The organism is Anaeromyxobacter dehalogenans 2CP-1 (assembly GCF_000022145.1).
Classification (GTDB): Bacteria; Myxococcota; Myxococcia; order Myxococcales; family Anaeromyxobacteraceae; genus Anaeromyxobacter; species Anaeromyxobacter dehalogenans.
Window position 1 is genome coordinate 1,036,143 of record NC_011891.1, and the last position, 23,722, is coordinate 1,059,864.

The 23,722-nt window shown below is 76.4% G+C and carries 25 protein-coding genes and 1 tRNA gene; 18 read left to right on the plus strand and 8 right to left on the minus strand.

The window, feature by feature from the left end; translation table 11 throughout:
- Positions 1–5: 5 nt before the first annotated feature.
- From A2CP1_RS04545 to A2CP1_RS04560, 4 genes are all read left to right on the plus strand, one after another.
- A complete protein-coding gene (locus A2CP1_RS04545; RefSeq protein WP_012632271.1) occupies positions 6–557 on the plus strand; it encodes a BP74-related protein in 552 nt (183 codons plus the stop codon).
- A 94-nt stretch (positions 558–651) separates the two neighbouring features.
- Positions 652–1,233 carry a LemA family protein gene (locus tag A2CP1_RS04550; RefSeq protein ID WP_012632272.1) on the plus strand — a complete coding sequence of 194 codons (582 nt, stop codon included), beginning with the start codon at positions 652–654 and terminating at the stop codon, positions 1,231–1,233.
- Positions 1,233–2,024: a TPM domain-containing protein gene (locus A2CP1_RS04555; RefSeq protein WP_012632273.1), complete on the plus strand. Its 792-nt coding sequence runs from the start codon at positions 1,233–1,235 to the stop codon at positions 2,022–2,024. The genes A2CP1_RS04550 and A2CP1_RS04555 overlap by 1 nt, the downstream gene beginning before the upstream one ends.
- 10 nt (positions 2,025–2,034) lie before the next feature.
- A complete protein-coding gene (locus tag A2CP1_RS04560) occupies positions 2,035–2,676 on the plus strand; it encodes a TPM domain-containing protein (RefSeq protein ID WP_012632274.1) in 642 nt (213 codons plus the stop codon).
- Positions 2,677–2,692: 16 nt separating this feature from the next.
- Here the strand turns inward: A2CP1_RS04560 and A2CP1_RS04565 are convergent, their stop codons facing one another.
- Complete coding sequence (locus A2CP1_RS04565; RefSeq protein ID WP_012632275.1) at positions 2,693–4,165, minus strand: potassium/proton antiporter; 1,473 nt, start codon at positions 4,163–4,165, stop codon at positions 2,693–2,695.
- 80 nt (positions 4,166–4,245) lie between these two features.
- Entirely contained in the window at positions 4,246–5,286 is a 1,041-nt protein-coding gene (locus A2CP1_RS04570) for a radical SAM/SPASM domain-containing protein (RefSeq protein ID WP_245529980.1), read from the minus strand.
- 31 nt (positions 5,287–5,317) lie between these two features.
- Here A2CP1_RS04570 and A2CP1_RS04575 point away from each other — a divergent pair, with 31 nt between their 5' ends.
- Both A2CP1_RS04575 and A2CP1_RS04580 read left to right on the plus strand, forming a co-directional pair.
- Positions 5,318–5,983 (plus strand): helix-turn-helix domain-containing protein, encoded by a 666-nt coding sequence (locus A2CP1_RS04575; RefSeq protein ID WP_245529981.1) that lies wholly within the window; start codon positions 5,318–5,320, stop codon positions 5,981–5,983.
- A gap of 148 nt (positions 5,984–6,131) precedes the next feature.
- Positions 6,132–7,511 (plus strand): response regulator, encoded by a 1,380-nt coding sequence (locus A2CP1_RS04580; RefSeq protein WP_012632278.1) that lies wholly within the window; start codon positions 6,132–6,134, stop codon positions 7,509–7,511.
- 36 nt (positions 7,512–7,547) lie between these two features.
- Here A2CP1_RS04580 and A2CP1_RS04585 read toward each other — a convergent pair whose 3' ends face one another.
- Positions 7,548–7,754 (minus strand): hypothetical protein, encoded by a 207-nt coding sequence (locus A2CP1_RS04585; protein ID WP_012632279.1) that lies wholly within the window; start codon positions 7,752–7,754, stop codon positions 7,548–7,550.
- Between the two features lie 102 nt (positions 7,755–7,856).
- Positions 7,857–8,078 carry a hypothetical protein gene (locus tag A2CP1_RS04590; RefSeq protein ID WP_012632280.1) on the minus strand — a complete coding sequence of 74 codons (222 nt, stop codon included), beginning with the start codon at positions 8,076–8,078 and terminating at the stop codon, positions 7,857–7,859.
- 171 nt (positions 8,079–8,249) lie between these two features.
- Between A2CP1_RS04590 and A2CP1_RS04595 the strand changes: the two genes are divergently transcribed.
- The 4 genes from A2CP1_RS04595 to A2CP1_RS04610 are packed head-to-tail and all read left to right on the plus strand — an operon-like array spanning position 8,250 to position 11,848.
- Positions 8,250–9,434 carry a CgeB family protein gene (locus A2CP1_RS04595; RefSeq protein ID WP_012632281.1) on the plus strand — a complete coding sequence of 395 codons (1,185 nt, stop codon included), beginning with the start codon at positions 8,250–8,252 and terminating at the stop codon, positions 9,432–9,434.
- Positions 9,431–10,201, plus strand: coding sequence for a sugar phosphate nucleotidyltransferase (locus tag A2CP1_RS04600; protein ID WP_012632282.1), 771 nt, complete (start codon positions 9,431–9,433; stop codon positions 10,199–10,201). The genes A2CP1_RS04595 and A2CP1_RS04600 overlap by 4 nt, the downstream gene beginning before the upstream one ends.
- 4 nt (positions 10,202–10,205) lie before the next feature.
- Positions 10,206–10,967 carry a TIGR04290 family methyltransferase gene (locus tag A2CP1_RS04605; RefSeq protein ID WP_012632283.1) on the plus strand — a complete coding sequence of 254 codons (762 nt, stop codon included), beginning with the start codon at positions 10,206–10,208 and terminating at the stop codon, positions 10,965–10,967.
- An 11-nt stretch (positions 10,968–10,978) separates the two neighbouring features.
- Positions 10,979–11,848 (plus strand): glycoside hydrolase 5 family protein, encoded by an 870-nt coding sequence (locus tag A2CP1_RS04610; protein ID WP_012632284.1) that lies wholly within the window; start codon positions 10,979–10,981, stop codon positions 11,846–11,848.
- Here A2CP1_RS04610 and A2CP1_RS04615 read toward each other — a convergent pair.
- Positions 11,839–12,582, minus strand: coding sequence for a hypothetical protein (locus A2CP1_RS04615; protein WP_012632285.1), 744 nt, complete (start codon positions 12,580–12,582; stop codon positions 11,839–11,841). The two genes, A2CP1_RS04610 and A2CP1_RS04615, sit on opposite strands and share 10 nt — an antisense overlap.
- A gap of 205 nt (positions 12,583–12,787) precedes the next feature.
- Here A2CP1_RS04615 and A2CP1_RS04620 point away from each other — a divergent pair, with 205 nt between their 5' ends.
- The 4 genes from A2CP1_RS04620 (at position 12,788) to A2CP1_RS04635 (ending at position 15,605) form a co-directional block, all read left to right on the plus strand.
- Positions 12,788–13,300 carry an OmpA family protein gene (locus tag A2CP1_RS04620; protein WP_012524989.1) on the plus strand — a complete coding sequence of 171 codons (513 nt, stop codon included), beginning with the start codon at positions 12,788–12,790 and terminating at the stop codon, positions 13,298–13,300.
- A gap of 87 nt (positions 13,301–13,387) precedes the next feature.
- A complete protein-coding gene (locus A2CP1_RS04625; RefSeq protein ID WP_012632286.1) occupies positions 13,388–13,810 on the plus strand; it encodes an NfeD family protein in 423 nt (140 codons plus the stop codon).
- A gap of 28 nt (positions 13,811–13,838) precedes the next feature.
- The gene (locus A2CP1_RS04630) at positions 13,839–14,849 is read left to right on the plus strand and encodes an SPFH domain-containing protein (protein WP_012632287.1); all 1,011 of its coding nucleotides are present in this window, start codon (positions 13,839–13,841) and stop codon (positions 14,847–14,849) included.
- A gap of 96 nt (positions 14,850–14,945) precedes the next feature.
- Positions 14,946–15,605 carry a DUF4142 domain-containing protein gene (locus A2CP1_RS04635; RefSeq protein WP_012632288.1) on the plus strand — a complete coding sequence of 220 codons (660 nt, stop codon included), beginning with the start codon at positions 14,946–14,948 and terminating at the stop codon, positions 15,603–15,605.
- Positions 15,606–15,766: 161 nt separating this feature from the next.
- On the opposite strand, the gene A2CP1_RS04640 is transcribed toward A2CP1_RS04635, so the two are convergent.
- Positions 15,767–16,591, minus strand: a complete 825-nt coding sequence (locus A2CP1_RS04640; RefSeq protein WP_012632289.1) for a MerR family transcriptional regulator — start codon at positions 16,589–16,591, stop codon at positions 15,767–15,769.
- Between the two features lie 79 nt (positions 16,592–16,670).
- Between A2CP1_RS04640 and ligD the strand changes: the two genes are divergently transcribed.
- On the plus strand, positions 16,671–19,040 hold the full coding sequence (gene ligD, locus A2CP1_RS04645; protein WP_012632290.1) for a non-homologous end-joining DNA ligase LigD: 2,370 nt from the start codon (positions 16,671–16,673) through the stop codon (positions 19,038–19,040).
- A gap of 68 nt (positions 19,041–19,108) precedes the next feature.
- A complete protein-coding gene (locus tag A2CP1_RS04650) occupies positions 19,109–19,447 on the plus strand; it encodes a hypothetical protein (RefSeq protein ID WP_012632291.1) in 339 nt (112 codons plus the stop codon).
- An 18-nt stretch (positions 19,448–19,465) separates the two neighbouring features.
- On the opposite strand, the gene A2CP1_RS04655 is transcribed toward A2CP1_RS04650, so the two are convergent.
- Complete coding sequence (locus A2CP1_RS04655; protein ID WP_012524996.1) at positions 19,466–19,735, minus strand: hypothetical protein; 270 nt, start codon at positions 19,733–19,735, stop codon at positions 19,466–19,468.
- A gap of 63 nt (positions 19,736–19,798) precedes the next feature.
- Between A2CP1_RS04655 and A2CP1_RS04660 the strand changes: the two genes are divergently transcribed.
- Positions 19,799–21,100, plus strand: a complete 1,302-nt coding sequence (locus A2CP1_RS04660; RefSeq protein ID WP_012632292.1) for a mechanosensitive ion channel family protein — start codon at positions 19,799–19,801, stop codon at positions 21,098–21,100.
- A gap of 68 nt (positions 21,101–21,168) precedes the next feature.
- Here A2CP1_RS04660 and A2CP1_RS04665 read toward each other — a convergent pair.
- Positions 21,169–21,244 (minus strand) — tRNA-Ala (locus A2CP1_RS04665).
- Between the two features lie 105 nt (positions 21,245–21,349).
- On the opposite strand from A2CP1_RS04665, the gene A2CP1_RS04670 reads away from it, so the two are divergent.
- Positions 21,350–23,611 carry a tetratricopeptide repeat protein gene (locus A2CP1_RS04670; RefSeq protein WP_012632293.1) on the plus strand — a complete coding sequence of 754 codons (2,262 nt, stop codon included), beginning with the start codon at positions 21,350–21,352 and terminating at the stop codon, positions 23,609–23,611.
- The last annotated feature ends 111 nt before the right edge of the window (positions 23,612–23,722 follow it).

Sequence of the window (23,722 nt, forward strand, 5' to 3'; positions counted from 1 at the left end):
GTCACATGCACGGGGCGAGGTGGGGGGTCATCGCGGCGGTGCTGGCAGCGTCGGGCTGCTTCGACACCGAGCCCTGCCCGGCGCCGCTCGAGGCGTGCGGCGGCATCTGCTACGACCTGCGCACCGACCGGCTCCACTGCGGCGACTGCGGCAACGCCTGCGGCGGCGGCGAGGTGTGCCTGAGCGGCGCCTGCGTGTCGGATCCCAACGCGGCCTGCGTGAGCCGCTCCGGCGGCGCGTTCGTGACCCTGGGCGTGTGCGGGGACACGGTGAAGGCCTGGATCGTCGCGCCCGACTTCATCAGCCGCGCCGAGGCGCTGGTCGCCGATCCGTCCTCGCCCGGCGCCTCGGTGCCCACGTTCGACCTCCGGGACGGGAGCGACTGCGACGCACAGTGGAGCTGGAGCCCGTCGCCCGCGACCGCCCGCTTCGCGGACGCCGCCGCGGCCTCGTGCAGCGCCTGCCCCAGCTCGGTCCAGGCGGATCCCGCCGGATGGATCGCCCAGGTGGGCGTGTGGTGCCCGCCGGCGCGGGTCCTCGCCGTCCACAGGCAGTGAAGCGGGCCCCCGGCCGCATCCCCAGGCCCGACCTGGGTGTGGCTGCGTTAATTCGTCCTTCTCGCGCCGGTCGCCGCGCGCTAGCCTCCGGCGCATGACTCACGCGCGATCCGTCCTCGTCGCCGCCGCCGCGCTGCTGCTCGCCGGCTGCGGCTTCCAGTCCATCCCCCAGGCGGAGAACGCCGTCTCCGGCGCCTGGGCAGAGGTGGAGAACCAGTACCAGCGCCGCGCCGACCTCGTGCCCAACCTGGTCGAGACGGTGAAGGGCTACGCCTCGCACGAGCGCCAGACGCTCGAGGCGGTGATGGCGGCCCGGGCCCAGGCCACCCAGGTGCGCATCCCGGTGGACCAGCTCACGCCGGAGAACATGAAGAAGTTCGAGGGCGCGCAGGGCGCGCTGTCCTCGGCGCTGGGGCGGCTGCTGGCGGTCTCGGAGAACTACCCGCAGCTGAAGGCGAACGAGAACTTCCGCGACCTGCAGGCGCAGCTCGAGGGCACCGAGAACCGCATCGCCATCGCGCGCCGCCGCTACATCCAGGAGGTGCAGCGGTTCAACGACCTCGTGACCGTGCCGCCGACCAGCTGGACGAACTCGATGATGTACCACAAGCAGCCGAAGGCGCAGTTCACCGCCACCACGCAGGGGGCGGAGAAGGCGCCCGCGGTGAAGTTCTGATGGCGGTCGCCGCCCCGGCCGCCGGCCCGCGCGCGCTCGCGGTCGCCGCCCTCCTGCTCGCCGCGGCGCTCGGCGCCGCGCCGTCCCGTTCCGCGGCCCAGGCGGCCATCCCGCCGCTCACCGGCCCGGTGGTGGACGCGGCCGGCGTGCTCTCGCGCGGCGACGAGGAGCGGCTGGCCGCGCTCGCGCGGGCGGCCCGCGGCGGCGAGGGCGGGCAGGGCGTGCAGCTCCAGTACCTGCTGGTGCGCACGCTGGAGGGCGAGCCGATCGAGGACTACTCGATCCGGGTCGCCGAGGCCTGGAAGATCGGCACGCGCGGCAAGGACAACGGCGTGCTGGTGACGGTCGCGGTCGACGACCGCCAGGTGCGCATCGAGGTGGGCGGCGGGCTGGAGGGCGGCCTCACCGACGTGCAGTCCTCGCGCATCATCCGCGGCGCGATCGCGCCCGCCTTCCGGCAGCAGCGCTACGCCGACGGGCTCTACGACGCGGGCGTGCAGATCCTGGGCGCGCTCGGCGCCCTCCCGCAGGGCGTGGACGCGCGCCGGGCGGTCCGGCCGCAGGTGCGCGTGCCCTCGCTGTTCGTGCTGCTCCTGTTCGTGGTCGCGTTCGTGATCCGCGTCCTGACCGGCTTCGGCCCGCGGCGGCGCCGCTCGCTCTGGTGGGGCGGCGGCGGGCCCTGGGGCGGCGGCGGCCCGTGGGGCGGGGGCGGGTTCGGCGGAGGCGGCGGCGGCGGCTGGTCCGGCGGCGGGGGCGGGTTCTCGGGCGGCGGCGCCTCGGGGCGCTGGTGAGGAGGCGCGCGTGAAGTTCGAGGCGCAGTTCGACGAGGCGGCCCGCCGCCGCATCGCGGAGGCGGTCGGGCGCGCCGAGGCGCTCTCGCGCGGGCAGATCGTTCCCGTGGTGGTGGAGAAGAGCGATCCGTACCCGGAGGTCCGCTACCGCGGCGCGCTCCTCGCCGCCGCGATCGCCACCGCGGCGGTCCTGGCGCTGCACCTGCCGGTCACGCTCGCGGAGCTGCCGCTCGTCCAGCTCGCGGCCGGCCTGCTCGGCGCGTGGCTCTCGATGTGGAACCCGGTGGAGCGCCGGCTCGCCGGCGCGCGCGCGCTCGACCAGGCGGTGCGCGCGCGGGCGGTCCGCGCCTTCCACGAGAACGGGCTGCACCGGACCACCGAGGGCACCGGCGTCCTGGTGTTCGCGTCGCTGTTCGAGCACGAGGCGGTGATCCTGGGCGACCGCGGCATCCACGAGAAGATGGGCGACGCGGGCTGGGACCGCGCGGTCGCGGCGCTGGTGGCCGGGATGCGCGACGACGACCCGGGGCGCGGCTTCGTCGAGGCCATCGCCCAGTGCGGCGCCCGGCTCGCCGAGCACTTCCCGCGCGACCCCTCCGCCCGCCCGCCGCCGAACGAGCTCGAGGACGCCATCCGGGCCTCGCGGACCTGACGGCGCCCGGCGCGGCTCATCCCTCCTCCTCGCGCCCGAACAGGAGCTGCACGAACGCCTTCTCGTCCGGCGGGGCGAACACGTAGACGTGGTCGCCGGGCTGGAGCACGGTGCGCCCGCGCGCCGCCACCAGCTCGCGGCCGCGGACCACCAGCATCACGGTCGAGCCCTCCGGGAACGGCAGCTCCGAGATGCGCGAGCCGGCCACGGCGCTCGCCGGCTCGACGTAGTACGAGGCGACCTCGCCGCCGAGCTGCTGGGTGGACACGATCTCGAGCACGGCGCGCGGCGGGGGCGGCCCCGCGGTCTCGAGGCCGAGCTTGCGCGCGAGCCAGGCGATGGTCGAGCCCTGCACCACCGTGCTCACCACCACCACGAAGAAGACCAGGTCGAACACGTGCTCGGCGAACGGGAGGCCGGCCAGCACCGGCGTGGTGGCGAGCATGATGGGGACCGCGCCGCGCAGCCCGACCCAGGAGATGAAGATCACCTCCCGTGCCGGCATGCGGAACGGCAGCAGCATGAGCCCCACCACCAGCGGCCGCGCCACGAACGCGAGGAGCAGGCCGATCGCCAGCCCGGGGCCCGCGACCGCCGCCACGCGCGACGGGAACACCAGCAGCCCGAGGAGCAGGAACATCGCCACCTGGCTGAACCACGCCATGGCGTCGTGCACGCGGCGCAGGCCGGCCAGGTAGGGGAGCTGGCCCGCGCCGAGCGTGAGCCCGGCCGCGTAGACCGCCACGAAGCCGCTGCCCCACAGCAGCGTGGGCGCGCCGAACGCGAACAGGGCGATGGAGAGGGTCAGCACCGGGTAGAGGCCGCTCGCGGCGAGGTGCGCGCGGCGGAGGAGCCAGCGCCCGCCCAGGCCGATGCCCACGCCGGCGGCCAGCCCGACCGCGAGCTGGATCGCGATCTCCGCCAGGATGGTCCAGCGGACCGGCTCGCCGGACGCGAGGACCTGGGTCACGGCGAGGGTGAGGATCACCGCCATCGGGTCGTTGCCGCCCGACTCGACCTCGAGCAGGTGCGCCACGCGCGGGCGCACCCGCACCCCGGCGTTGCGCAGCGCCGAGAACACCGCCGCGGCGTCGGTGGAGGAGACGATGGCGCCGAGCAGCAGCGCCTCCGGCCAGGGCAGGCCGAACGCGCGCGCGCCCAGCGCGGTCAGCGCGGCGGTGCCGGCCACGCCGGCGGTGGCGAGCAGCGCGGCGGGCGCGATGATCCGGCGGAGCCCGCGCACGTCGGTGCTGAGGCCGCCCTCGAACAGGATCAGCACCAGCGCCACCGTGCCCACGCGGAACGTGAGGTGGTAGTCGGCGAACGCGATCCCGCCGATGCCCTCGGAGCCCGCCAGGATGCCCACCGCGAGGAACAGCAGCGCGAACGGGACGCCCAGCCGCCCGGAGGTGCGGGACGAGAGGACGCTCAGGCCGAGCAGGAGCGCGGTGGCGGTGAGCGCGATCGCGGTGGGGAGTGGCTCGGTCACCTGCCGACCTTAACCGAGGCGGCGCCGCCGTGGGGCCGCGAGCGTACGCCCCGGGCGCGTCCTGCGCGCGGCGCGCGCGCTCAGGCGCCGCCGGGGCCCCGGAACGCGCAGCGGTCGCACAGCGGGTGAACGGGGTGCCCCCCCGGGCCGGGCGCGACGAACGCCCGGAACGCCGGGGCCGCCCACAGCGCGCCGAGCGGCGCGTCGGCCACCGAGCCGAACTCGCCCAGCGCGCCCGTGGCGGCGGCCGGGTGCGGGCACGGCGCCAGTCGGCCGTCGGGGTGGACCCAGGCCTCCCGTCCCGCGAACGGGCAGGGGCCGCGCGGCGCCGGGGCGGCCGGATCCGGCGCGAGCTCGACGGCGTTCTCGAGCGCCGGCGCGCGTCCGGAGCGCGCGAGCGCCTCCGCGGCCGCCGCGCGCACCGCCCGCGCCGCGGCGTTCCAGCGCGCGATGGCCTCGGGGCTGCGGCGCAGCGACAGCGGCGCCAGGTCGGGGCTGCGCACCTGGAGCTGGTTCAGCTTCACCCGATCCACGCCGAGGCGCGCCGCGAGCCGCACGATCCCGGGCAGCTCCGCCACGTTGTCCTCGCGCGCGGTCACCTGGAACGAGACGCTGCAGCGGGCGCCGCCGCCGGCCGCGTGCCGGTCGCGTGCGGCGACCAGGACCCGGACCCCCTCCACCGCGGCGTCGAGATCGAGGCCGGGCATCACCGCCGCGGCGGTCGCAGGGGTGGCGCCGTTCCAGGAGATCTTGACGTCGCGGCACGCCGGCACCAGGACCTCGGCCCAGCCGGCGGCGCCGCGGCCGGGGAAGGTGCCGTTGGTGGTGACGTTGCCCCGGAGCCCGAGCGCCGCCGCGCGCGCCAGCAGGTCCGGCAGCGCCGGCCAGAGCAGCGGCTCCCCCATGGTGGAGGGGATGAGCTCCCGGAGCGGGCTGCCGCGCCGCTCCTCCAGCACGCCGGCCGCGAGCGCCGGCGCCATGCGCCGCGGCGGCGAGCGCGGCCCGCCCCGCGCCCGCGCCGCACCGCACGGGCACATGGCGCAGGCGAGGTTGCAGTCGTCCGGGTCGGTGACGAGCGTGAGCCGCCACGGGCCGGCGGCGCTGGCGGAGCGCGTTGACAACGCCTCCGTTGTAACGGAAAACCATCGGTTCATGAAGACCGCCCGCGACACGCAGAAGCGACCCCGGCGTCCGGCCGCGGCACCGCCCGAGGCCCGCTCCGCCCCCGAGCCGGGCGAGGTGGCGCCCGCCGGCAAGGACCTCACGCCGGTCGTCGGGACCAACCTCCGCCGGCTGCGCACCCAGCGCGACCTGTCGCTGGAGAAGCTCTCGAAGCTGTCCGGGGTCTCTCGCGCGATGCTCGGCCAGATCGAGCTCGGGCAGAGCGCCCCGACCATCAACGTGCTCTGGAAGATCTCGTCCGCCTTGAGCGTGCCGTTCTCGGCGCTCATCACCGCGCGCAGCACCGGCGGCCTGCACGTGCTCCGGGCCGAGCACGCGAAGGTGCTGAGCAGCCACGACGGCAGCTACTCCTCCCGGGCCCTGTTTCCGTTCGACGAGCCGCGCCGGGTGGAGTTCTACGAGCTGCGCATGGCGCCGGGGAGCGTGGAGCGCGCCGACGCGCACAACCCCGGGACCATCGAGAACCTGGTGGTCGCCGCGGGCGCGGTGGAGATCGAGGTCCCCGGCCGCAAGGAGCAGCTCGGCACCGGGGACGCCATCGTGTTCCAGGCCGACGCGCCGCACGTGTACCGGAGCCGGGCCGACGTCGAGACGGTCATGTACCTCGTGATGACCTACGCCGACACGGTGGGCTGAAGCGATTCTCTCTGGGTGAAGCCCCCGGCGACCACCTCCCCCGCGGGCACGACGGGGTGTCGAGGGTCGCGGCGTCGTGGGACGCCGCCGCTCGCCGCCGCCGCCTAGAATCCGGCTCGACCCGCCCTGCGGGTCGGGGGGAGGGGGCGTGGTTCCGCACATCGGGGAGCTGCTGGTCCGGCGCGGCGTGGCGACCGCCGCGCAGGTGGAGTCCGCGCTGCACGACCCGCGCGATCGGCCGCTGCCGCTCGCGTCGAGGCTGCTGGAGGCGGGCGTGGACGAGGGCGCGCTGGCCGCCGCGCTGGCGGAGCGCTTCGGCATGCCCGGGGTGGACCTGTCGCGCACCACCATCGATCTCGACGCGCTGGAGGCCGTTCCGCGGACGGTGGCCGAGCAGGACCTGATCCTGCCGCTCTCGCTGGAGGGCGGGCGCATCCACCTCGCCATGGCGCGCCCGCTCGACGACCGCGTCGTCGCCGAGCTGCGCTTCGTGACCGGGCGCGAGGTGTCGGTGTACGCGGCGATCCGCTCGGCGCTCGATCGCGCCATCGAGGGCGCCTACGAGGCGCGCGCGCGGGGCGAGCGGTCCTGGCGCGGCGCGAACGCCGGGCCGCTGCCGGAGCTGGGCGCGGCGTTCCCGGAGGGCGAGGCCGCCGACGAGCCGCTGGACGTGGTGGAGGTGCTCGAGGCCGACCTCCTGCCCGACGAGCCGGACGTGGGCGTGCGGATCGAGGTGGGCGCGCCGGAGCCGCTGCCGGTGCGCGCGGACGCCCGGCCGCTGGCGCTGGTGGTGGACGACGAGCCGGAGATCCGGCAGCTGGTGCAGCGCACGCTCGAGTCCAGGGGCTGGGCCGTGGAGCTGGCCACCGACGGGGAGGAGGCGCTGGCCCGTGCCGACGCGCTGCTCCCGGACGTCGTGCTCCTCGACGCGATGCTGCCCCGGCTGCACGGGTTCGAGGCGTGCCGCCGGCTCCGCTCATCGCCGCGCACCCGCAACGTGCCGGTGGTGATGATGACCGCCATCTACCGCGGCTGGCGCTTCGCCGAGGACGCGCGCGAGAACTACGGCGCGGTGGACTACGTGGAGAAGCCGTTCCGGCTCGACGACCTGGCCCGGCGCGTGGCGGCCGCGCGCGAGGCGAGCGCGTCCCGGCCGCTCGCGCCCGCGCCCGAGGCGGACGCGCGCGTGGCCCGCGGGCGCGCGCTCCTCGACGAGGGCCGCGCGGTCGAGGCCGCAGCGCTCCTCGCCGACGCGGCCCACGCCGACCCGCTCGGCGCCGAGGCGCACCTCCAGCTCGGGCGGGCGCTCGCCGCGACCGGCGACGCCTTCGGCGCGATGACCGCCCTCGAGCGCGCCGTCGAGCTGCGTCCGGGCAACCTGCCGGGGCTGCGCGCCCTGGCGCGGCTGTACGAGGAGAAGGGCTTCCGCCGCAACGCGGCCGGGACGCTGGAGCGCGCCGTCGCCGCGGCGCCGGAGGGGGCGGAGCGCGCCGCCATCCGCGAGGACCTGCTGCGCCTGCTCGCCTGAGCGCCCGGCCGCCGCGCCGCCCCGCGCGCGAGGCGATCACCCGCCGGCCGTCCCAGGCGTCTTCCAGCTCCGGATCAGGAACTCCTCCTCGAGCGGCGTCAGGTCGAAGCGCCGCGCCGCCTCGCCGATGGCGCCGGCGCGATCGACGTTCGGCGCCTCGCGCGCGCGCTCGTCCAGCCAGCGCAGCGCCCGGCGCAGGGATTCACCCTCCGGAAGGAATCCACCCGAGCCCTCGCGCGCCATCCTCGACCTCCGTGCGAAATCGCGCGGCCATCATGGCAGCGGCGGCTCGCCGCGGCGCGTGCCGGGCGGGGCTGCTGCGTCCTGCCGCGCCGCGCGCGGCGGTCACCGCTGCCGGTGCTCGGGGTCCTTCTGCGCCGACGACTCGGGCTGCGACCAGCCCTCGTCCTCGCGCGCGTCGGACGCCTCGCGCTCGCGCTCGACGCCGGGCGGCTTCCCCGCGCGCGCTGCGCGGCCGGCCTCGCCGGACACGCCACGCTCCCGCTCCGGATCCGCCGCCTCCCGCGGCGCCTGCTCGCCCTTCTGCTTCACCCGTCGGTCCGCCATGGTCCCCTCCCGTTCGCTCGCGCCGGAGAGCATGCGCACCCGTTCGCGGCCGCGCCGCAGCCGGCGCCCGGGCGGCGGCGCGGTCGTGGGGCCGGTGGTGGGCGGTGTGGGTCCGCCCTAGCTTTCCGGCTGAGGGCCCGCAGCGCGGGGGCGGAGAGGGGACTCCAGGGCGTGCGCTTCGTCGTCTTCGGGCTGACCGTCAGCTCCTCGTGGGGGAACGGGCACGCCACGCTGTGGCGCGCGCTGGCGGGGGCGCTCGCGCGCGAGGGGCATCGGCTCGACTTCTTCGAGCGCGATCAGCCCTGGTACGCGGCGCACCGGGACCTGTGGACGCTCCCCTCCGGCGATCTCGTGATCTATCGCGACCTCTCCGAGGTGCGGGCGCGCGTCGACGAGGCGATCGCCTCCGCCGACGTGGCCATGGTGACGTCGTACTGCCCGGACGGCGTGGAGGCGGGCGATCGGGTGCTCTCCGCCCGCTCGGCGCTCCGCGCCTTCTACGACATGGACACCGGGGTCACCCTGGAGCGGGCGCGGCGCGGGCAGCCGGTCGAGTGGCTGGGGCCCCGCGGGCTGCGCCATTACGACCTGGTGCTCTCGTTCACCGGCGGCCGGGCGCTCGGCGCGCTGGCGGGGCTGCTGGGGGCCCGCCGCGTCGCGCCGCTCTACGGCTCGGTCGATCCGCAGGTGCACCGCCCCTCGCGCCCGGTCCGCCCGTTCCTGGGCGACCTCTCGTACCTGGGCACCTACGCGCCGTCGCGGCAGGCGCTGCTGGAGGCGCTGTTCCTCGGCCCGGCGGAGCGGCTCCCGGATCGCACGTTCGTCCTCGCCGGCTCGATGTACGACGATCGCTTCCCCTGGCGCCCGAACGTCCGCTACGCGCGGCACCTCGAGCCCTCGCTCCACCCCGCGTTCTTCTGCTCCTCGCCGCTCACGCTCAGCGTCACCCGCGCCGAGATGGCGGCGCTCGGCCACTGTCCGTCGGGGCGGCTGTTCGAGGCGGCCGCGTGCGGCGTGCCGGTGCTGTCCGACTGGTTCGACGGCCTGGACGCGTTCTTCACGCCCGGCGAGGAGATCCTGGTGGCCCGCTCGACGCGCGAGGCGGTGGCCGCGGTGGAGCTGCCGCGCGAGCGGCTCGCCCGCATGGGCGCGCGCGCCCGGGAGCGCGCGCTCGACGAGCACTCCGCCGCCGCGCGCGCGCGGGAGCTGGTCCGCCTGTGCGAGGCGGCCCGGCGCAGCGAGCGGCTCGCGCTGCCCCCGTTGCCGGGAACGGAGGCGCGCGCGGGGATCGACGCCGGCGGGACGCGGGGGGCCACCGCGGCGCTCGACGCGGCGGCGGAGGGGCTGGCCGGATGACATGGGGCATCGTGCCGGCCGCGGGCGTGGGGAGCCGGATCCAGCCGCTGGCGTTCTCGAAGGAGCTGCTGCCGGTGGGGAGCCGCCTGGTGGACGGCAGCGAGCGCCCGCGCGCCGTGTCGGAGTACCTGGTCGAGCGGATGCTCCGCGGCGGCGCCGACCGGCTGTGCTTCGTCATCTCGCCGGGCAAGTCGGACATCGTCGAGTACTTCGGCGGCGCCGTCGGCGGCGCCCGCATCTGCTACGTGGTCCAGCCGCGGCCGGCCGGGCTGTGCGACGCGCTGTTCCGTGCGCTGCCGTTCGTGGCCCCCGGGGACGAGGTGCTGGTCGGGCTGCCGGACACGGTCTGGTTCCCCGCGGACGGCTACCGCGCGCTCCCGGGCGGCGGCCTCGCGTTCCTGTGCTTCCCGGTGGAGCGGCCGGAGCTGTTCGACGCGGTGGTGAGCGGGCCGGACGGCGCCGTGCGCGAGATCGAGGTGAAGGCCGCGGCGCCGTCCACCGGCTGGGTGTGGGGCGGCTTCAAGCTGACCGGCGCGGTCCTCGCCGAGCTGCACGCGCTGTTCGTGGAGCGCGGCGAGGTCGACGCGTACGTCGGGACGCTGGTGAACGCCTGGCTCGAGCGCGGCGGCGCGGCGAAGGCCGTGCGCAGGGGCCGGGCCTACGTGGACGTCGGGACGCTGGACGGGTACCGGCAGGCGCTGCGGCTGCTCCGCGAGGGGCCGCAGCCCGAGCCGGAGGACGCCGGCGCGGCGCCGGGGATCGGGTGAGCGGATGACGCGAGCGGAGCTCGAGGCGCGCGTGCGCGCGCTCTCGCCGTGGTTCCACAACCTCGAGCTGAACGGCGTGCGCACCGCGCCGGACCACTTCCTCGGCGACTACCCGGGCCTGGTCTGGAGGGCGATCGCGCCGGCGCTCCCGCAGGACCTCTCGGGCAAGAGCGTGCTCGACGTGGGCTGCAACGCCGGCTTCTTCTCGCTCGAGATGAAGCGGCGGGGCGCCGACCGCGTGCTGGGCGTGGACTTCGATCCGCGCTACCTGGCCCAGGCACGCCTCGCCGCCGAGGTGTCCGGGCTCGAGATCGAGTTCCGCGAGCTGTCGGTCTACGACGTCGCGGGGCTCGGCGAGCGCTTCGACGTGGTGCTGTTCATGGGCGTGCTCTACCACCTGCGGCACCCGCTGCTCGCGCTCGACCTCCTGCGGGCCCACGCGGTCGGCGACCTGCTCGTGTTCCAGAGCATGCTGCGCGGGTCGAACGGCCGGTTCCCGGCGGAGGCCGACTATCCGTTCGAGGAGCGCGAGGTGTTCGATCACCCCGCCTGGCCCAAGCTGCACTTCGTGGAGCGGCGCTACGCGCACGACGAGACCAACTGGTGGATCCCGAACCGCGCCTGCGCCGAGGCGATGCTCCGCTCGGCCGGCTTCGCGCCCGAGCCCGTGCCGGGCACCGAGGTGTACCTGTGCCGCCTGGCGGAGCCGGAGGCCTTCGGCGGCCCGGTGTACCCGGCGCGGCCGCGCGACGGAGGTGCGCCGTGATCGAGGCGGTGATGCTCTGGAACGAGCCGAACAACCTGTCGCACTGGGACTTCGACGCGGACCCGGGCTGGCGCCGCTTCTCGGAGATGGTGCGCCTCGCCGGCGCGGCGGTGCGGGCCGAGCGCCCCGGCCTGACGCGCGTGCTGGGCGGCACCTCGCCCATCGACGCCGGGTTCCTGCGCCTGGTGGAGTCCCAGGGCGCGCTCGCCGAGGTGGACGCGGTCGCCGTCCACGGCTTCCCGCTCGACTGGAACCACTGGCAGATCCAGGAGTGGCCGGCCCGCCTCGCCGAGATCACCGCGGCGGTGCGGCTGCCGGTGTGGGTCTCGGAGGTGGGCGTCTCGTCCTTCGGCGCGGAGGAGGTGCAGGAGTGGGGGCTCCGCCGCACCGCCGAGCTGCTGCTCGGCAGGGCGCCGCGCATCCACTGGTACAGCCTGTTCGACCTGCCGCGCGCCTGGCCCGCCACGACCCGCCACCGCGAGGCGGAGGGCTCGTCGTACTACCGGCACTTCTACATGGGGCTCATCCGCGAGGACGGCACGCCCAAGCCGGCGCTGGCCGCGTTCCCCGCGCTCGCGCCCGGCCTGGGCATCTGCCAGTGGTTCCACTTCGAGGACCCGCGGCTCGACGCCGGCGTGCGCTGGCTGAAGGACCTCGGCGTGCGCCACCTGCGCACCGGCCTGTCCTGGGCGGACAGCTTCCGCCCGGGCTGGGAGGCCTGGTTCGACCGGCAGATGCGCGCGCTCGAGCCGTTCGAGGTGACGGTCACGTTCTGCTTCACGCCGGAGCACCGCGGGCTGAAGCCGCATCACACCAGCCCGCCGCGCGAGCCCGAGGAGTACGCGGACTTCTGCGCGCGGATGGTGCGGCGCTACGCCTGACCGCGGCCGCGGCCGCGCGCGCGGCCCCGGCGCGAGCCCCCGGACCGCGACCCGCCGCGCGAGGTCCCGCGCGAGCTGCCGCGCGCCGTGCTCCGCGACTTGCCGCGGGCGGTGCCCGACCGCGAGGTCCCGCTGCGCCGCGTGGTGGTGCGGGCCGCCTCGGCGCGGGAGGCCTGGCGGCGCCCCTGCGTCTCGCCCGTGCGGCGCCCGCCCGTCCGGCCGCGCGTGCTGCCCTGCGCGCCGCCCCGCCTGCCGCCCGACGTCCGCGCCGCGCCCGCGCGCGCCGCCTTGCGCGTGCGTCCCGTGCCCCCGCGCCCGGACCGCGCCCCGGCCCGCCCCGCCGCCGTGCGGCTCCGCGCCCGCGCGCTCGTCCGGGCGCCGCCGCGGCGCGCGCCACCGGCGCGGCTGGCGCGGCGCGACGTCCGCTGCCCACGCGCCCGTGCCGCGGCCGTCTCGCGCCCGATGAGCTTGTTGAAGTTGGAGCGCTGCCCGCCGGCGGTGGTCTCCTCGTAGGTGAACGCGAGGTCCGCCTCGTCGAACTTCTCGAACCAGTCGTCCCAGGAGATCCGCTCCAGCTTCCCCTCGCCGCTGTAGCCGGGGAAGTCGATGCGGATGATGCCGGTCTCGTCGCCGCGCTCGGTGCCGCTGACCGACGCCGGCCAGCCGCCGCGCTCCTCCACCCACCTGCGGATCGTGTCGTGATCCGTCGTCGTGTTCGAAACCCGTCGCGCCATGGCCCACCTCCGTGACGCGTACATCCTGCGCACGGCGCCTGGCCGGCGGGAGCCCGCCCGGCCTCCACCACGCGCGTGCATCCGCGCTCGCCGCCGCGGGTGCAGGTGGGTCCGGGGCCCACCGCGTCGCCCTCGGAACGCGCTCGGCGCTTGCGGTGCCCCCGTCCGGCGGAGAAGATCCGCGCCTCGCGCAAAGGAGCCCGACATGACCCGCCTCGCACTCGCCGCCGTGATCACCCTCGCCCTCGCCGCCCCTGCGGCCGCACAGGTGCCCTGGGACGCCGCCAAGAAGGCGGCGGGCCAGGCCACCGTCGGGAAGCTCGAGAAGGAGATCAACCGCCGCCTGCTGGAGGAGGGCCGCAAGAACCAGTGCTCCTTCAAGACCGACACCGATCAGCTCGAGCCCGGCTGCGACCAGAAGATGAAGCGGCTCTCGAACGCGCTGGTGGACGCGAAGAAGCGCCTGAACGGCGCGGGCGTGAAGAACTTCAAGTTCGTGGTCTCCGGCCACACCGACACGTCCGGCTCGGCCGCGCACAACCAGGAGCTGTCCGCCCGGCGCGCCGCCGTGATCGAGAAGGAGCTGGTGGCGCGGGGGATCCCGCAGGCGGAGATCGAGTCGGTGGGCATGGGCTCGAAGAAGCCGCTGGTGAAGCCCGACGACACGCCGGCGAAGAAGGCGAAGAACCGGCGCTACGAGCTGCAGGTGAAGCTCTAGCCTCCGCCGGACGGCAGCCGAGCCCGGCCCGCGCCGCCGCGCGCCGGCGGCCCGCCTCTGCTAGCATCCGGGCGGTCGGAGGGGCGCATGGACTGGTGGATGTGGGTGCTGGCCGGGATCGGCCTGCTGGTGGTGGAGCTGGTCACGCCGGGCGGGCTGTTCGCGCTGTTCTTCGGCGTGGGCGCGCTGGTGGTGGCGCCCGCCGCGGCGGCGGGCCTGGGTCGTGTCGGGCAGTGGCTGCTGTTCACCGCCGTCTCGCTGGCGCTGCTCGCGACGCTGCGCCGCCGGCTGCAGGACCGCCTGTCGCGGCGCCCGGGGGGCGCGGTGGACTCGCTCGTCGGCGAGGAGGTCGTGCTGATCGGCGACGTGCCCGCCGGCGGCGAGGGGCCCGCCGAGCTGCGCGGTGTGCCCTGGCGCGCGCGGGCGGTGGGCGGCGACGCGCTCCGGGCCGGCCAGCGCTGCCGGGTGGAGCGGGTCGAGGGCGTGCTGCTGTGGGTCCGCGCCGCCTGACGGCGCGCACGAGGTCCAGGAGGACGGGATGGAGCCGATGAGCGCCGGGCTGATGATCGCGATCGTGGTCGCGGCCTTCGCCGTGTTCGTGGTGGTGAAGACCGCGGTGGTGGTGCCGCAGCAGAACGCGTTCGTGGTGGAGCGGCTGGGCCGGTTCCACAGCGTGCTCGACGCCGGCTTCCACGTGCTGCTGCCGTTCGCGGACGTCATCCGCTACCGGCACACGCTGAAGGAGCAGGCGGTCGACATCCCCGAGCAGATCTGCATCACCAAGGACAACGTGCAGGTGGCGGTGGACGGCATCCTCTACCTGAAGGTGCTCGACGCCCAGCGCGCGTCCTATGGCATCGCGGACTACTACTACGCCATCAGCCAGCTGGCGCAGACCGCGCTCCGCTCCGAGATCGGCAAGATCGACCTCGACCGGACGTTCGAGGAGCGCTCGCACATCAACGCCATGGTCGTCACGGAGCTCGACAAGGCCACCGGGCCCTGGGGCGTGAAGGTGCTGCGCTACGAGATCAAGAACATCACCCCGCCGCAGGACGTGCTCGCCGCCATGGAGAAGCAGATGCGCGCCGAGCGCGAGAAGCGCGCGGTGGTGCTCACCTCCGAGGGCGAGCGCGACGCCGCCATCAACAACGCGGAGGGCAAGAAGCAGCAGGTCATCAAGGAGTCCGAGGCCTCGCGCCAGCAGCAGATCAACGAGGCCGAGGGTCAGGCCCAGGCCATCCTCGCGGTCGCGCACGCCACCGCCGAGGGCCTGCGCAAGGTGGCGGAGGCGATCTCCGGGCCGGGCGGCGTGGAGGCGGTCCAGCTCCGCGTGGCCGAGCAGTACGTGGAGCAGTTCGGCCAGCTCGCGAAGGTGAACAACACGGTGATCCTGCCGGCCACGCTCTCCGACGTGGGTTCGATGGTGGCGGCGGCCATGAACGTGCTGAAGACCGCGCGCGCCGAGGAGCCGGTGCGCAGCGCCGCCATGGCCCCGCCGCGCATGGGGGCCGCCGTGCCGCCGCGCCCCCCGCTGCCGCGGCCCTGAGAAGCCGCCCGCCCCGCCGCCGGCGGGGTGGGCGCCGCGACGGAGCGTGCCGGGGCTCGCCGGCGTCCCCATCCTCTCCAGCGAGGAGGGACACGCATGATCGTACGAATCTCGAAGCTCGCGCTCGGCGCGGCGCTGGCGATCGCCGCCGGCTCCGCCGGCGCCCAGACGCCGGGCACGCCGCGGCCGATCCCGCGGCAACCGCCCGCCACCACGCCGCCGATCACCGCGGCGCCCGGGCAGCCGGCGGCAGGCCAGCCGGCGCTGACCGAGGACGCCCGCAACACGCTCGCCACCCTGCACCTGCGCAACGCGTTCGAGGTGGACGCCGGACAGCTCGCGCAGCAGCAGGGCGGGTCGCAGCCGGTGAAGGACTTCGGCCGCACGCTCGAGCAGGACGCCCGCCGGGTCGACGGGGAGCTGGCGTCCCTGGTGCGCGAGCGCGGGCAGGACGTGGCCACGCTGCCCCTGCCGGAGCACGAGCGGGCCGGGCACCAGCAGATGATGGACCGGTTGCGCGCGGTGCAGGGCGACGCGTTCGACCGCGAGCTGGTCCGCGCCGCCATCGACGTCGAGCAGCGCTACGTCCAGGACCTGAAGACGATGCGCAACCGGACGCCGGGCCAGGACGCGCGCCTGAAGAAGTGGCTGGACGACACCGAGAACGTGGCCGAGGCGCACCTCGCCGCGGCGCGCGCGCTCAAGCGCAGCCAGGACGGGCAGCGCGCGGCGCGCCGTCCGCCCGGGGCGCCCTGAGAGCACGTGAACCACTCCCCTCCCGTCGCCGCGGCGCCTCGGGGCATGCTCGGTCGTCGCGCCTCGCGCTGCTCGCGTCTCGACCGCCTGGCTCGGTCCGGGGATGGATTCACGCGCTCTGAGCGGCGGTTCGTGATCCGCCACCGCCCCGTGGCGCGGGGCTAGTCGCCATCGCGGGCCGCGTCGAGGTGCCGCCGGGCGTCCTCGGCGCGGCCCAGCCGCTCCAGCAGCCGCGCCGCGGCGCGATGCGCGTCCGGGAGCGCCGGGTCGGCCTCGATGGCGCGGGCGCACGCGAGCAGCGCCTCGTCGAGGAGCCCCTGGGCCTCCAGCGCCGCGGAGAGCGCCACCCCCGCGCCGGCGCGCAGCGCCGGATCCTCGAGCGCGCGCCGGAGGTGCAGCTCCGCCGCGCGCGCGTCGCCCTCGTCGCGCAGCAGCAGCCGGCCGAGGTGCAGGTGGGCGCCGGCGTGGTCCGGCGCGACCCCGAGCGCCTGCCGGTAGGCGGTGCGCGCCTCGGCGGGCGCCACGTCGTGCAGGTCGCGGCCCCAGTGGAACCACGCCTCGCCGTCGAGCGGCCGCATCCCCCGCCCGCGCCGGGCCGCCGCCCGCACCAGCGGCGCCACGCGCCGGGCCAGCTCGCCGATCTCGAAGTCGAGCAGCACCTGCCCGGTGTCCGGGTGCCACCGCGCGCCGCCGTCGCGCACGACCACCCGCCCGCCCTCGGCGGCCACCTGGACCGACGCGAGCGAGCGGCCCTCGGGAAGCTGCGCCGCCAGCCGGCGCAGCGCGCGCCGCACCCGGGCCGGCCGGAGCCGCGCCTGGACCAGCCCGGCCGCCGCCCGCAGGAGGACGAGGTCCTGGAACGAGAAGCGCAGCGCGTTGCCCGGACCGCGCCGCGCCGCCACGAAGCCCGCGCGCGCGAAGCGCCGGACCTCCGCCGGTGGGAGGCCGAGCATGCGGGCGACGTCGCGGGTGCGGTAACCCCACATACGTCCGCGGAGGTTCGCACGCCGCGGCGGATCTGGGAAGCGCGGGCCCCGGGAGCGTCCGAGGGCTAGATCAGCTGCGGTGCCCGACCGGCTGGAGCGATACCGCGCCATGCGCGACCCGGGCCGGACGCCGGAGCCGTTCGGCGGCGGTGCGCCCGGCGAGGACGGATCCGGCTCGGCGCGGGCGTTCGTCGTCCAGAAGCACGCGGCCCGGCGCCTCCACTGGGACTTCCGGCTCGAGCTGGGCGGGACGCTGCGGAGCTGGGCGGTGCCGAAGGGCCCCTCCGCCGATCCCTCCGACCGGCGCATGGCCATCGAGGTGGAGGATCACCCGGTCGAGTACGCGGACTTCGAGGGGATCATCCCCGCCGGCAACTACGGCGCAGGGGCGGTGATCGTGTGGGATCGCGGCGCGTGGTGGCCGGTGGGCGATCCCGAGGACGGCCTGGCCCGCGGCAAGCTCGTGTTCCGCCTGAGGGGCCACAAGCTGCGCGGAGAGTGGACGCTGGTCCGGACCCGCGCCGGGGACGGCGGGAAGCGCCAGTGGCTGCTCCTGAAGCACCGCGGCGATCCGTTCGCCGGGCCGGGGCGGCCGTTCCCGGAGGCGTCCGTGCTCTCGGGGCGCACCGTGGAGGAGCTCGCGGCCGGCACGAGCCGGGCCGAGGCCGCCGCCCGCGAGGCCGCGCGCCTCGGCGCGCCGGCGCGTCCGCTCCCGCGGCGGGGGCCCGCGCCGATGGCGCCGGGCGCGCGCCGGGCGCCGTTCGACCGCGCGGGCTGGCTGTTCGAGGTGGCGCAGGGCGGCCAGCGCGTGTCGGCGCGCCGCGAGGGCACCGGGGCGGTGCTGCGCTCGCCGCAGGGTGAGGACCTCGGGCCGCGCTTCCCGGAGGTGGCGCTCGCCGTGGCGCTCCTGCCCGGCGATCCGGTGCTCGACGGCGAGCTGGTGGTGCTCGACGACGAGGGGCGGGCGTCGGCCGAGGCGCTCGAGGCTCGCGCCCGCACCGGCGCGAGCGCGGCCGCCGGCGCCGCGCTGCAGCGGCCGGCGACGCTGTTCGCGTTCGACCTCCTGGCCCTGGGTGGGCGCGACCTGCGCGCGCTGGCGCTCGCCGACCGCAAGCGGCTGCTCGCCGAGGTGGCGCCCGCGGTCGGCTCGGTGCGCTTCGCCGGCCACGTCGAGCGCGAGGGGAAGGCGCTCCACCGCGAGGCGGCGGACCGGGGCCTCCCCGGCGTGCTCGCCCGGCGGGCCGCGGCGCCCTACCGGTCCGGCCGATCCGCCGACTGGGTGCTCGTGCCCGCCGCCCGGAGCGCGGCCCCGCGCCCGCCGGCGCCGCGCCCCCGGGGCGACGCGCCGGCCGCGACCGGCGCCGTCCCGGTGGAACGCACCGTGAACGTGGTCCATCCGGAGAAGGTCTGGTTCCCGGAGGACGGGATCACGAAGGGCGAGCTCGTCGCGTACCACCGGGCCATCGCACCGTTCATGCTGCCGTACCTGGCCGATCGTCCGCTGGTGCTCACCCGGTTCCCGGAAGGCATCCACGGTCGCAGCTTCCTGCAGGAGGACGCGCCGGCGTGGCGGCCGCGCTGGTTGCGCGCGGCGACGGTGCACGCAGGGGAGGGGGGCCGCACCCTCGATCACCTCCTGGTGGACGACGCCGACGGCCTCGCCTGGCTGGTGGATCAGGGCGCGATCCCGCTCGACGTGCTGGCGGGCCGCGCCGGCGCGCTGGAGCGGCCGGACTGGTGCGTGCTGGAGCTCGACGCGGGCGACGCGCCGTTCGCGCAGGGGGTGCGGGTGGCGCGCGCGCTCCACGCGCTGTGCGACGCCGCCGGGCTGCCGAGCCACGTCAAGACCACCGGCGAGCGGGGGCTGCACGTGCTCGTCCCGCTCGGCGGCCAGCTCACGCACGCGCAGGCCCGCACGCTCGCCGAGCTGCTGGCGCGGACGGTGGAGGCCGAGCTGCCGGACCTGGCCACCACCGCCCGCACGGCCGCGGCGCGCGGCGGCCGCGTGCACGTCGACGCGCTGCGGAACGGCCACGGCACCGCCATCGCGGCGCCGTACACGGTGCGCCCGAGGCCGGGGGCGCCGGTGTCCACGCCGCTGCGCTGGAGCGAGGTGAATGCCCGCCTGGACCCGGCGCGGTTCACCGTGCGCACGGTGCCTGCGCGCGTGGCCCGGCTCGGACGCGATCCGCTCGGGCCGGTCCTGACCGAGCGCCCGGATCTGCTGCGCGCGCTCGCGCGCCTGCGGGCGCGGCCGGGTGCGGTCGGGTGCGGTCGGCCGGCGCGCAGCGCGCCGTTCGTGACGCGCCGCACGCCTGGGGATGCGACCCGCCGCCGCGCGCGCCGCCTCGTGGTGCCGGCGCGCATGTGGGGACAGGTGGCCGAACCCCGCCCGGGGGGCGACTTTGCGGCAATGTGCCGGCCGACGCGCAATCGTTCGCGCCAATGAAGGGCGACGGGAGCGTGGACAATCAATGCGGATGGACTATGTTTCGTCCACACCCGAGGGAAACGCCCATGCCGAGACCCACCCGCGAGACCTCCATCGACGCCATCATCCGCGAGACCGCCGACCGGGTGGTCGAGCGGATCTCCGCCGCCATCGCCCGGCAGGTCGGCGAGCTCGTGCAGGACGGGATCCAGCGCGAGATGGCGGCCGGACGCGCCGGGCGGCCGGCGCGCTCCAGCCGGCGCCGCGTCGAGATCACCCGCTGGGTGGCCGACGCCCGCGCGCGCCGCGTGCCGAACTTCGTCATCGAGGCGACCGGCCTCGACACCAAGAAGAAGATCGTGGCCCGCTTCGGCGAGAACGCGGCGTTCGAGAAGGGCAAGCCGCTGCCGCGCGCCCGCGCCTGACGCCCAGCGTCGATCCGCTCAGCGTCGGACGAGGCCCTGCACCAGCCCGGCGCGCTCGAGCGCCTCGACGCCGCGGTCGGCGTCGGGCGCGTCCACCCAGAACCCGACCCCCTGGCGGCGCGCGCGGAACGCGCTCGGCGGCGCCAGGTCCTCGGTCTCGGCGCCGTACTCCAGCCCCGCGCCGTCGAGCGCACGCTCCACCTCCTGCGCCTCCTCGAGCCGCGCGGCCAGGTAGACGCGCACGATCTCGGTGCCCTCCTCGAAAGCCTCCATCGGGATGCGTGCCATCCGGTTCCTCCGGCGCCAATGTAACCCGCCGCGCCGGGCGCGCCCGCGCTATCCTCCCCCGCCATGACGCGATCCTCCCTCGCCCTCGCCCGCGCCGCCGCGCTGGCGCTCGCGGCCGCGCTCGCCGCGCCCGCCGCCGCGCAGCCGGGCGCCGCCGCCGGCGCCCCGCCCGCCGCGGCGTCCCCCCGGGACGCGGCCGCGCCACCGGCGCGCGCGCCGCGCGTGGAGGTGCGCGTCGAGCCCGAGCCGGAGGCCCGTCCGTTCTTCGAGGCGCACCTGCCGGCGCCGCTCCGGGAGCGCGGGCCGCGCGGCCTGCTCTGGTGGCAGTGGCTGGCCATGCCGGGCGTGGTCCTGGTCGCCGTGACGCTCGGCTCCGTGCTCGGGTGGCTCACGCGCAAGGGGCTCGGCCACCTCGCCGCGCGCACCCGCACCACCTGGGACGACCTGCTGCTGCAGCGCATCGCCAGCCCGCTCACCGCGCTGTGGGCGGTCGGCCTGGTCACCGCGATGCTCCCGTGGCTGGTCCTGCCGGACGGCGCCGCCACGGTGGTGCACCACCTGCTGCGCGCCGTCGCGTTCCTGGTGGTGTTCTGGGGCGCCTATCGCTCGGTGGGCGTCGCGTTCCAGGCCATGGCGCTGGCGCCGCGCACCGCCACGAACCCGGGGCTGGCCGCGTTCCTGCCGGTCGGTCGCAAGATCGCGAAGGCGGCGGTGGTCGCCATCGGCCTCATCTCGGTCCTGAACGAGCTCGGGTTCCAGGTCGCGAGCCTCCTCGCCGGCCTCGGCATCGGCGGCATCGCGGTGGCGTTCGGCGCCCAGAAGACCGTCGAGAACCTGTTCGGCTCGGTGTCGATCGGCGTGGACCAGCCGTTCCGGCAGGGCGACTACGTCAACGTGGAGGGGGTCACCGGCACGGTGGAGTCGATCGGCATGCGCTCCACGCGCATCCGCACGCTGGACCGGACGCTCGTCACCATCCCGAACGGGAAGCTCTCCGAGATGCGGAGCGAGACCTTCGGCGCCCGCGACCGCATCCGGCTCTCGCTCAACCTCGGGCTGTCCTACTCGACCTCGGCCGCGCAGATGCGCGAGGTGATCCGCCGGGTGGACGCGCTGCTCCGCGCGCATCCCAGGGTCCACCCCGACGGCATCGGCGTGCGCTTCACCGCGCTGCTCGACTCGACGCTCAACGTGGAGGTGCTGGCCTGGTTCCAGACCACCGACTGGAACGAGTTCTGCGAGATCCGCACCGAGGTGCTGCTGCAGATCATGGAGGCGGTGGAGGGGGCGGGGTCGTCGTTCGCGTTCCCGACCCGCACCGTCCAGCTCGTGTCGGAGGGCGGCGCCGATCCGGCGCGCCGGTAGGAGGGGCGCGCAGGCGGCCCTCCCCGAAAAGACGAAGGGCCCGGCGTCGCCGCCGGGCCCTTCGAGATTGGTGGAGCTGATCGGGATCGAACCGACGACCTCTAGAGTGCGATTCTAGCGCTCTCCCAGCTGAGCTACAGCCCCACGAAGACTTCCCCGAGGTCAGGGGACGCCTTCTCTAGCGGTTCCGGCGGGGGGGTGTCAAGCACCGTCTGCCCCGCCGGCCTCGATGCTATCTTGGTCTCCCCCATGCGCACGCCTGGAAAGCCCCTCACGCCCGCCGAGCTGTCGGCGCTCGAGCACGCCTTCGCCTCCGACCCCGGCTCGGACGCCTATCGTCCCTTGACCGAGGCATACCTCGCCGCCGGTCGCTTCATGGAGGCGATGGTCGTCTGCAAGAAGGGCGTGAAGGCGCACCCGGACGATCCCGCCGCCAAGGTGCTGCTGGCGCGCGTCTACGCCGAGCAGGGGAAGGACCGGAAGGCGCTCGAGGAGCTCGGCGCGGTCCTCGCGGCGTTCCCGACCTTCGCGGCGGCGAACCAGCTCGCCGGCGTGCTCCACCTGCGGCTCGGTGAGCGCGAGGCGGGCGAGGCGGCGCTGCGCCGCGCCGCCGACGCCGCGCCGAACGATCCGGAGATCCGTGCGCTGCTGGAGAAGCACGGGATCGGCCCCGCGTCGCCCGCCGCGCCCGCGACGCCTCCGCGGCCGGCCGCGCCGGCGGCGTCCGCAGGGGGGCCGCCCGTCGCCCCGCGCGTCGCCACGCCGGGCCAGCGCCCGCCTGCTCCCCCGCCGGTCACGGCGCAGGCGCCGGCGGCTCCGCGCGAGCGGTCGGAGGAGGTGCCGCTGCCCACGCCGCCGCCCGCGCGCGCGAGCGGCGCCGCGTACGCGCAGCAGCTCGCGGAGAAGTACGGCACCCAGACGTTCCAGATCCCGCACGCGCGGCAGCAGCCGAAGCGCGCCGGCCGCGGGCCCATCGTCGCCACGGTGGCGCTCGCCGCCGCGCTGGCCGTGGCGCTGGGCGGCTGGGCGCTCTACAGCAAGGCGCGCAAGGAGCGCATCGAGGCCATCGACCGGCTGCTCCGCGAGACGCGCGAGCTGGTGGATCGCGACGCCTACGCCGCCTACGGCGAGGCCGCGGCGAAGCTCCAGGAGATCCTGAAGCGCGACCGCGACGCGCTCGCGGGCCACGCGTTCCTCGCGTACGTGGACGCGATCCGCTGGGCGGAGCACGGCGACGGCGACGCGGTGCGCGACGAGGCGATGCGCCACGTGGACGCGGCGCGAAAGCTCGGGCGCCACTCGCACCTGGTCGCGGCGGAGGCGTACCTGCGCGCGAGCTCGGGCGACGCGGCCGGCGCGAAGCAGGCGCTCGACGCGGTGCTGGGCGGCGAGGACGGCTCGCAGAGCCCGTTCCTGCTCGCGGTGCTCGGCGCGGTGCAGCTGCGCGCCGGCGATCTCGACGCCGCGCGCGACGCGCTCACCCGCGCGCAGAAGGCGAACCCCGGCGACGCGCGCACCGCCTGGCTGCTGGCCGAGCAGTTCCGGCGGCGCGGCGAGGGCTACGAGCTGCAGGCGTCGGGCTACTACGACTACGCGCTGCGGATCCAGAAGGAGCACCTCCCGTCGATCCTGGGCAAGGCGCTGGTGGTGCTCGGCCGCGGCCAGCTCGACGAGGCGGCCCGCGCCGCCGCGCTGGTCCTCGCGCCGCAGGCCGGCGCGTCGAAGCCGCAGCAGGCGCTGGCGCACGCGGTGCGTGCCGGCGTGCTCGCCGCGCACGGCAAGGCCGCCGAGGCGGCCTCGGAGGAGCAGGCCGCGGCGAAGCTCGACCCGGCCAGCCCGGAGATCCCGTGGCTGGTGGGGCAGCGCAAGCAGCGGGCCGGCGACGCCGCCGGCGCGGTGGAGGCGTTCCAGCGCGCCGTGTCGCTCGACGACCGCCGCGTCTCGCTCTACGCCGACCTGGTGCGGGCGCAGCTCGCGCAGGAGGGCGGCGCGCAGCGCGCCCTGGAGACGCTGAAGCGGGCCGTGGCGCGCGTGGGCGAGAGCCCGCGCCTCGCGCTGCTGCTCGGCGACGCGTACCGTGCCGCGGGCGACGCCGACCTGGCGCGGGGCCAGTACGAGAAGGCCATCGCGCTCGGCAAGCCGTTCCCCGACGCGCGGGTGGCGCTGGCGCGGCTGCACCGCGATCGGAACAACGTGCCCGGCGCGCTGGTGGAGCTGACGCAGGCCATCGACGAGTACGGCCAGGGCGGCGCCGGCGGCGCGGCCGCCGCCTACGTCGAGATGGCGGACGTGGAGCGCGCGCGCGGCGCGCGCGCCGAGGTCGTGGCCGACCTGTACCGCAAGGCGCTCGACAAGGACCCCGCGAGCTGCGAGGCGCTCTGGGGCGCCGGCAAGCTCGAGCACGACGCGAACAAGCTGGCGGACGCGAAGACCAAGCTGGGCACCTACGCAAAGCTCTGCCCGCGCGGGCCGCACGCGGCCGAGGCCGCGCGCCTGGCGGGCGGGAACTGATCGGGTCGTCCCCCGCAGGCGCAAGCGATCGCGCGGCTTTCCCCGGGTGTGATCCGGGGCCGCGCCCCTGCGCACACCCGTACGGTGGGTGACACGCCGGGAATGCTCCGG

Coding starts and splice junctions, on each gene's coding strand:
- A2CP1_RS04610 (WP_012632284.1), top strand. CDS start 10,979: ATGCTCTGGAACGAGCCGAACAACCTGTCGCACTGGGACTTCGACGCG.
- A2CP1_RS04615 (WP_012632285.1), bottom strand. CDS start 12,582: ATGGCGCGACGGGTTTCGAACACGACGACGGATCACGACACGATCCGC.
- A2CP1_RS04635 (WP_012632288.1), top strand. CDS start 14,946: ATGATCGTACGAATCTCGAAGCTCGCGCTCGGCGCGGCGCTGGCGATC.
- A2CP1_RS04625 (WP_012632286.1), top strand. CDS start 13,388: ATGGACTGGTGGATGTGGGTGCTGGCCGGGATCGGCCTGCTGGTGGTG.
- A2CP1_RS04640 (WP_012632289.1), bottom strand. CDS start 16,591: ATGTGGGGTTACCGCACCCGCGACGTCGCCCGCATGCTCGGCCTCCCA.
- A2CP1_RS04575 (WP_245529981.1), top strand. CDS start 5,318: ATGAAGACCGCCCGCGACACGCAGAAGCGACCCCGGCGTCCGGCCGCG.
- A2CP1_RS04605 (WP_012632283.1), top strand. CDS start 10,206: ATGACGCGAGCGGAGCTCGAGGCGCGCGTGCGCGCGCTCTCGCCGTGG.
- A2CP1_RS04555 (WP_012632273.1), top strand. CDS start 1,233: ATGGCGGTCGCCGCCCCGGCCGCCGGCCCGCGCGCGCTCGCGGTCGCC.
- A2CP1_RS04590 (WP_012632280.1), bottom strand. CDS start 8,078: ATGGCGGACCGACGGGTGAAGCAGAAGGGCGAGCAGGCGCCGCGGGAG.
- A2CP1_RS04650 (WP_012632291.1), top strand. CDS start 19,109: ATGCCGAGACCCACCCGCGAGACCTCCATCGACGCCATCATCCGCGAG.
- A2CP1_RS04630 (WP_012632287.1), top strand. CDS start 13,839: ATGGAGCCGATGAGCGCCGGGCTGATGATCGCGATCGTGGTCGCGGCC.
- A2CP1_RS04655 (WP_012524996.1), bottom strand. CDS start 19,735: ATGGCACGCATCCCGATGGAGGCTTTCGAGGAGGGCACCGAGATCGTG.
- A2CP1_RS04585 (WP_012632279.1), bottom strand. CDS start 7,754: ATGGCGCGCGAGGGCTCGGGTGGATTCCTTCCGGAGGGTGAATCCCTG.
- A2CP1_RS04600 (WP_012632282.1), top strand. CDS start 9,431: ATGACATGGGGCATCGTGCCGGCCGCGGGCGTGGGGAGCCGGATCCAG.
- A2CP1_RS04670 (WP_012632293.1), top strand. CDS start 21,350: ATGCGCACGCCTGGAAAGCCCCTCACGCCCGCCGAGCTGTCGGCGCTC.
- A2CP1_RS04550 (WP_012632272.1), top strand. CDS start 652: ATGACTCACGCGCGATCCGTCCTCGTCGCCGCCGCCGCGCTGCTGCTC.
- A2CP1_RS04620 (WP_012524989.1), top strand. CDS start 12,788: ATGACCCGCCTCGCACTCGCCGCCGTGATCACCCTCGCCCTCGCCGCC.
- A2CP1_RS04545 (WP_012632271.1), top strand. CDS start 6: ATGCACGGGGCGAGGTGGGGGGTCATCGCGGCGGTGCTGGCAGCGTCG.
- A2CP1_RS04660 (WP_012632292.1), top strand. CDS start 19,799: ATGACGCGATCCTCCCTCGCCCTCGCCCGCGCCGCCGCGCTGGCGCTC.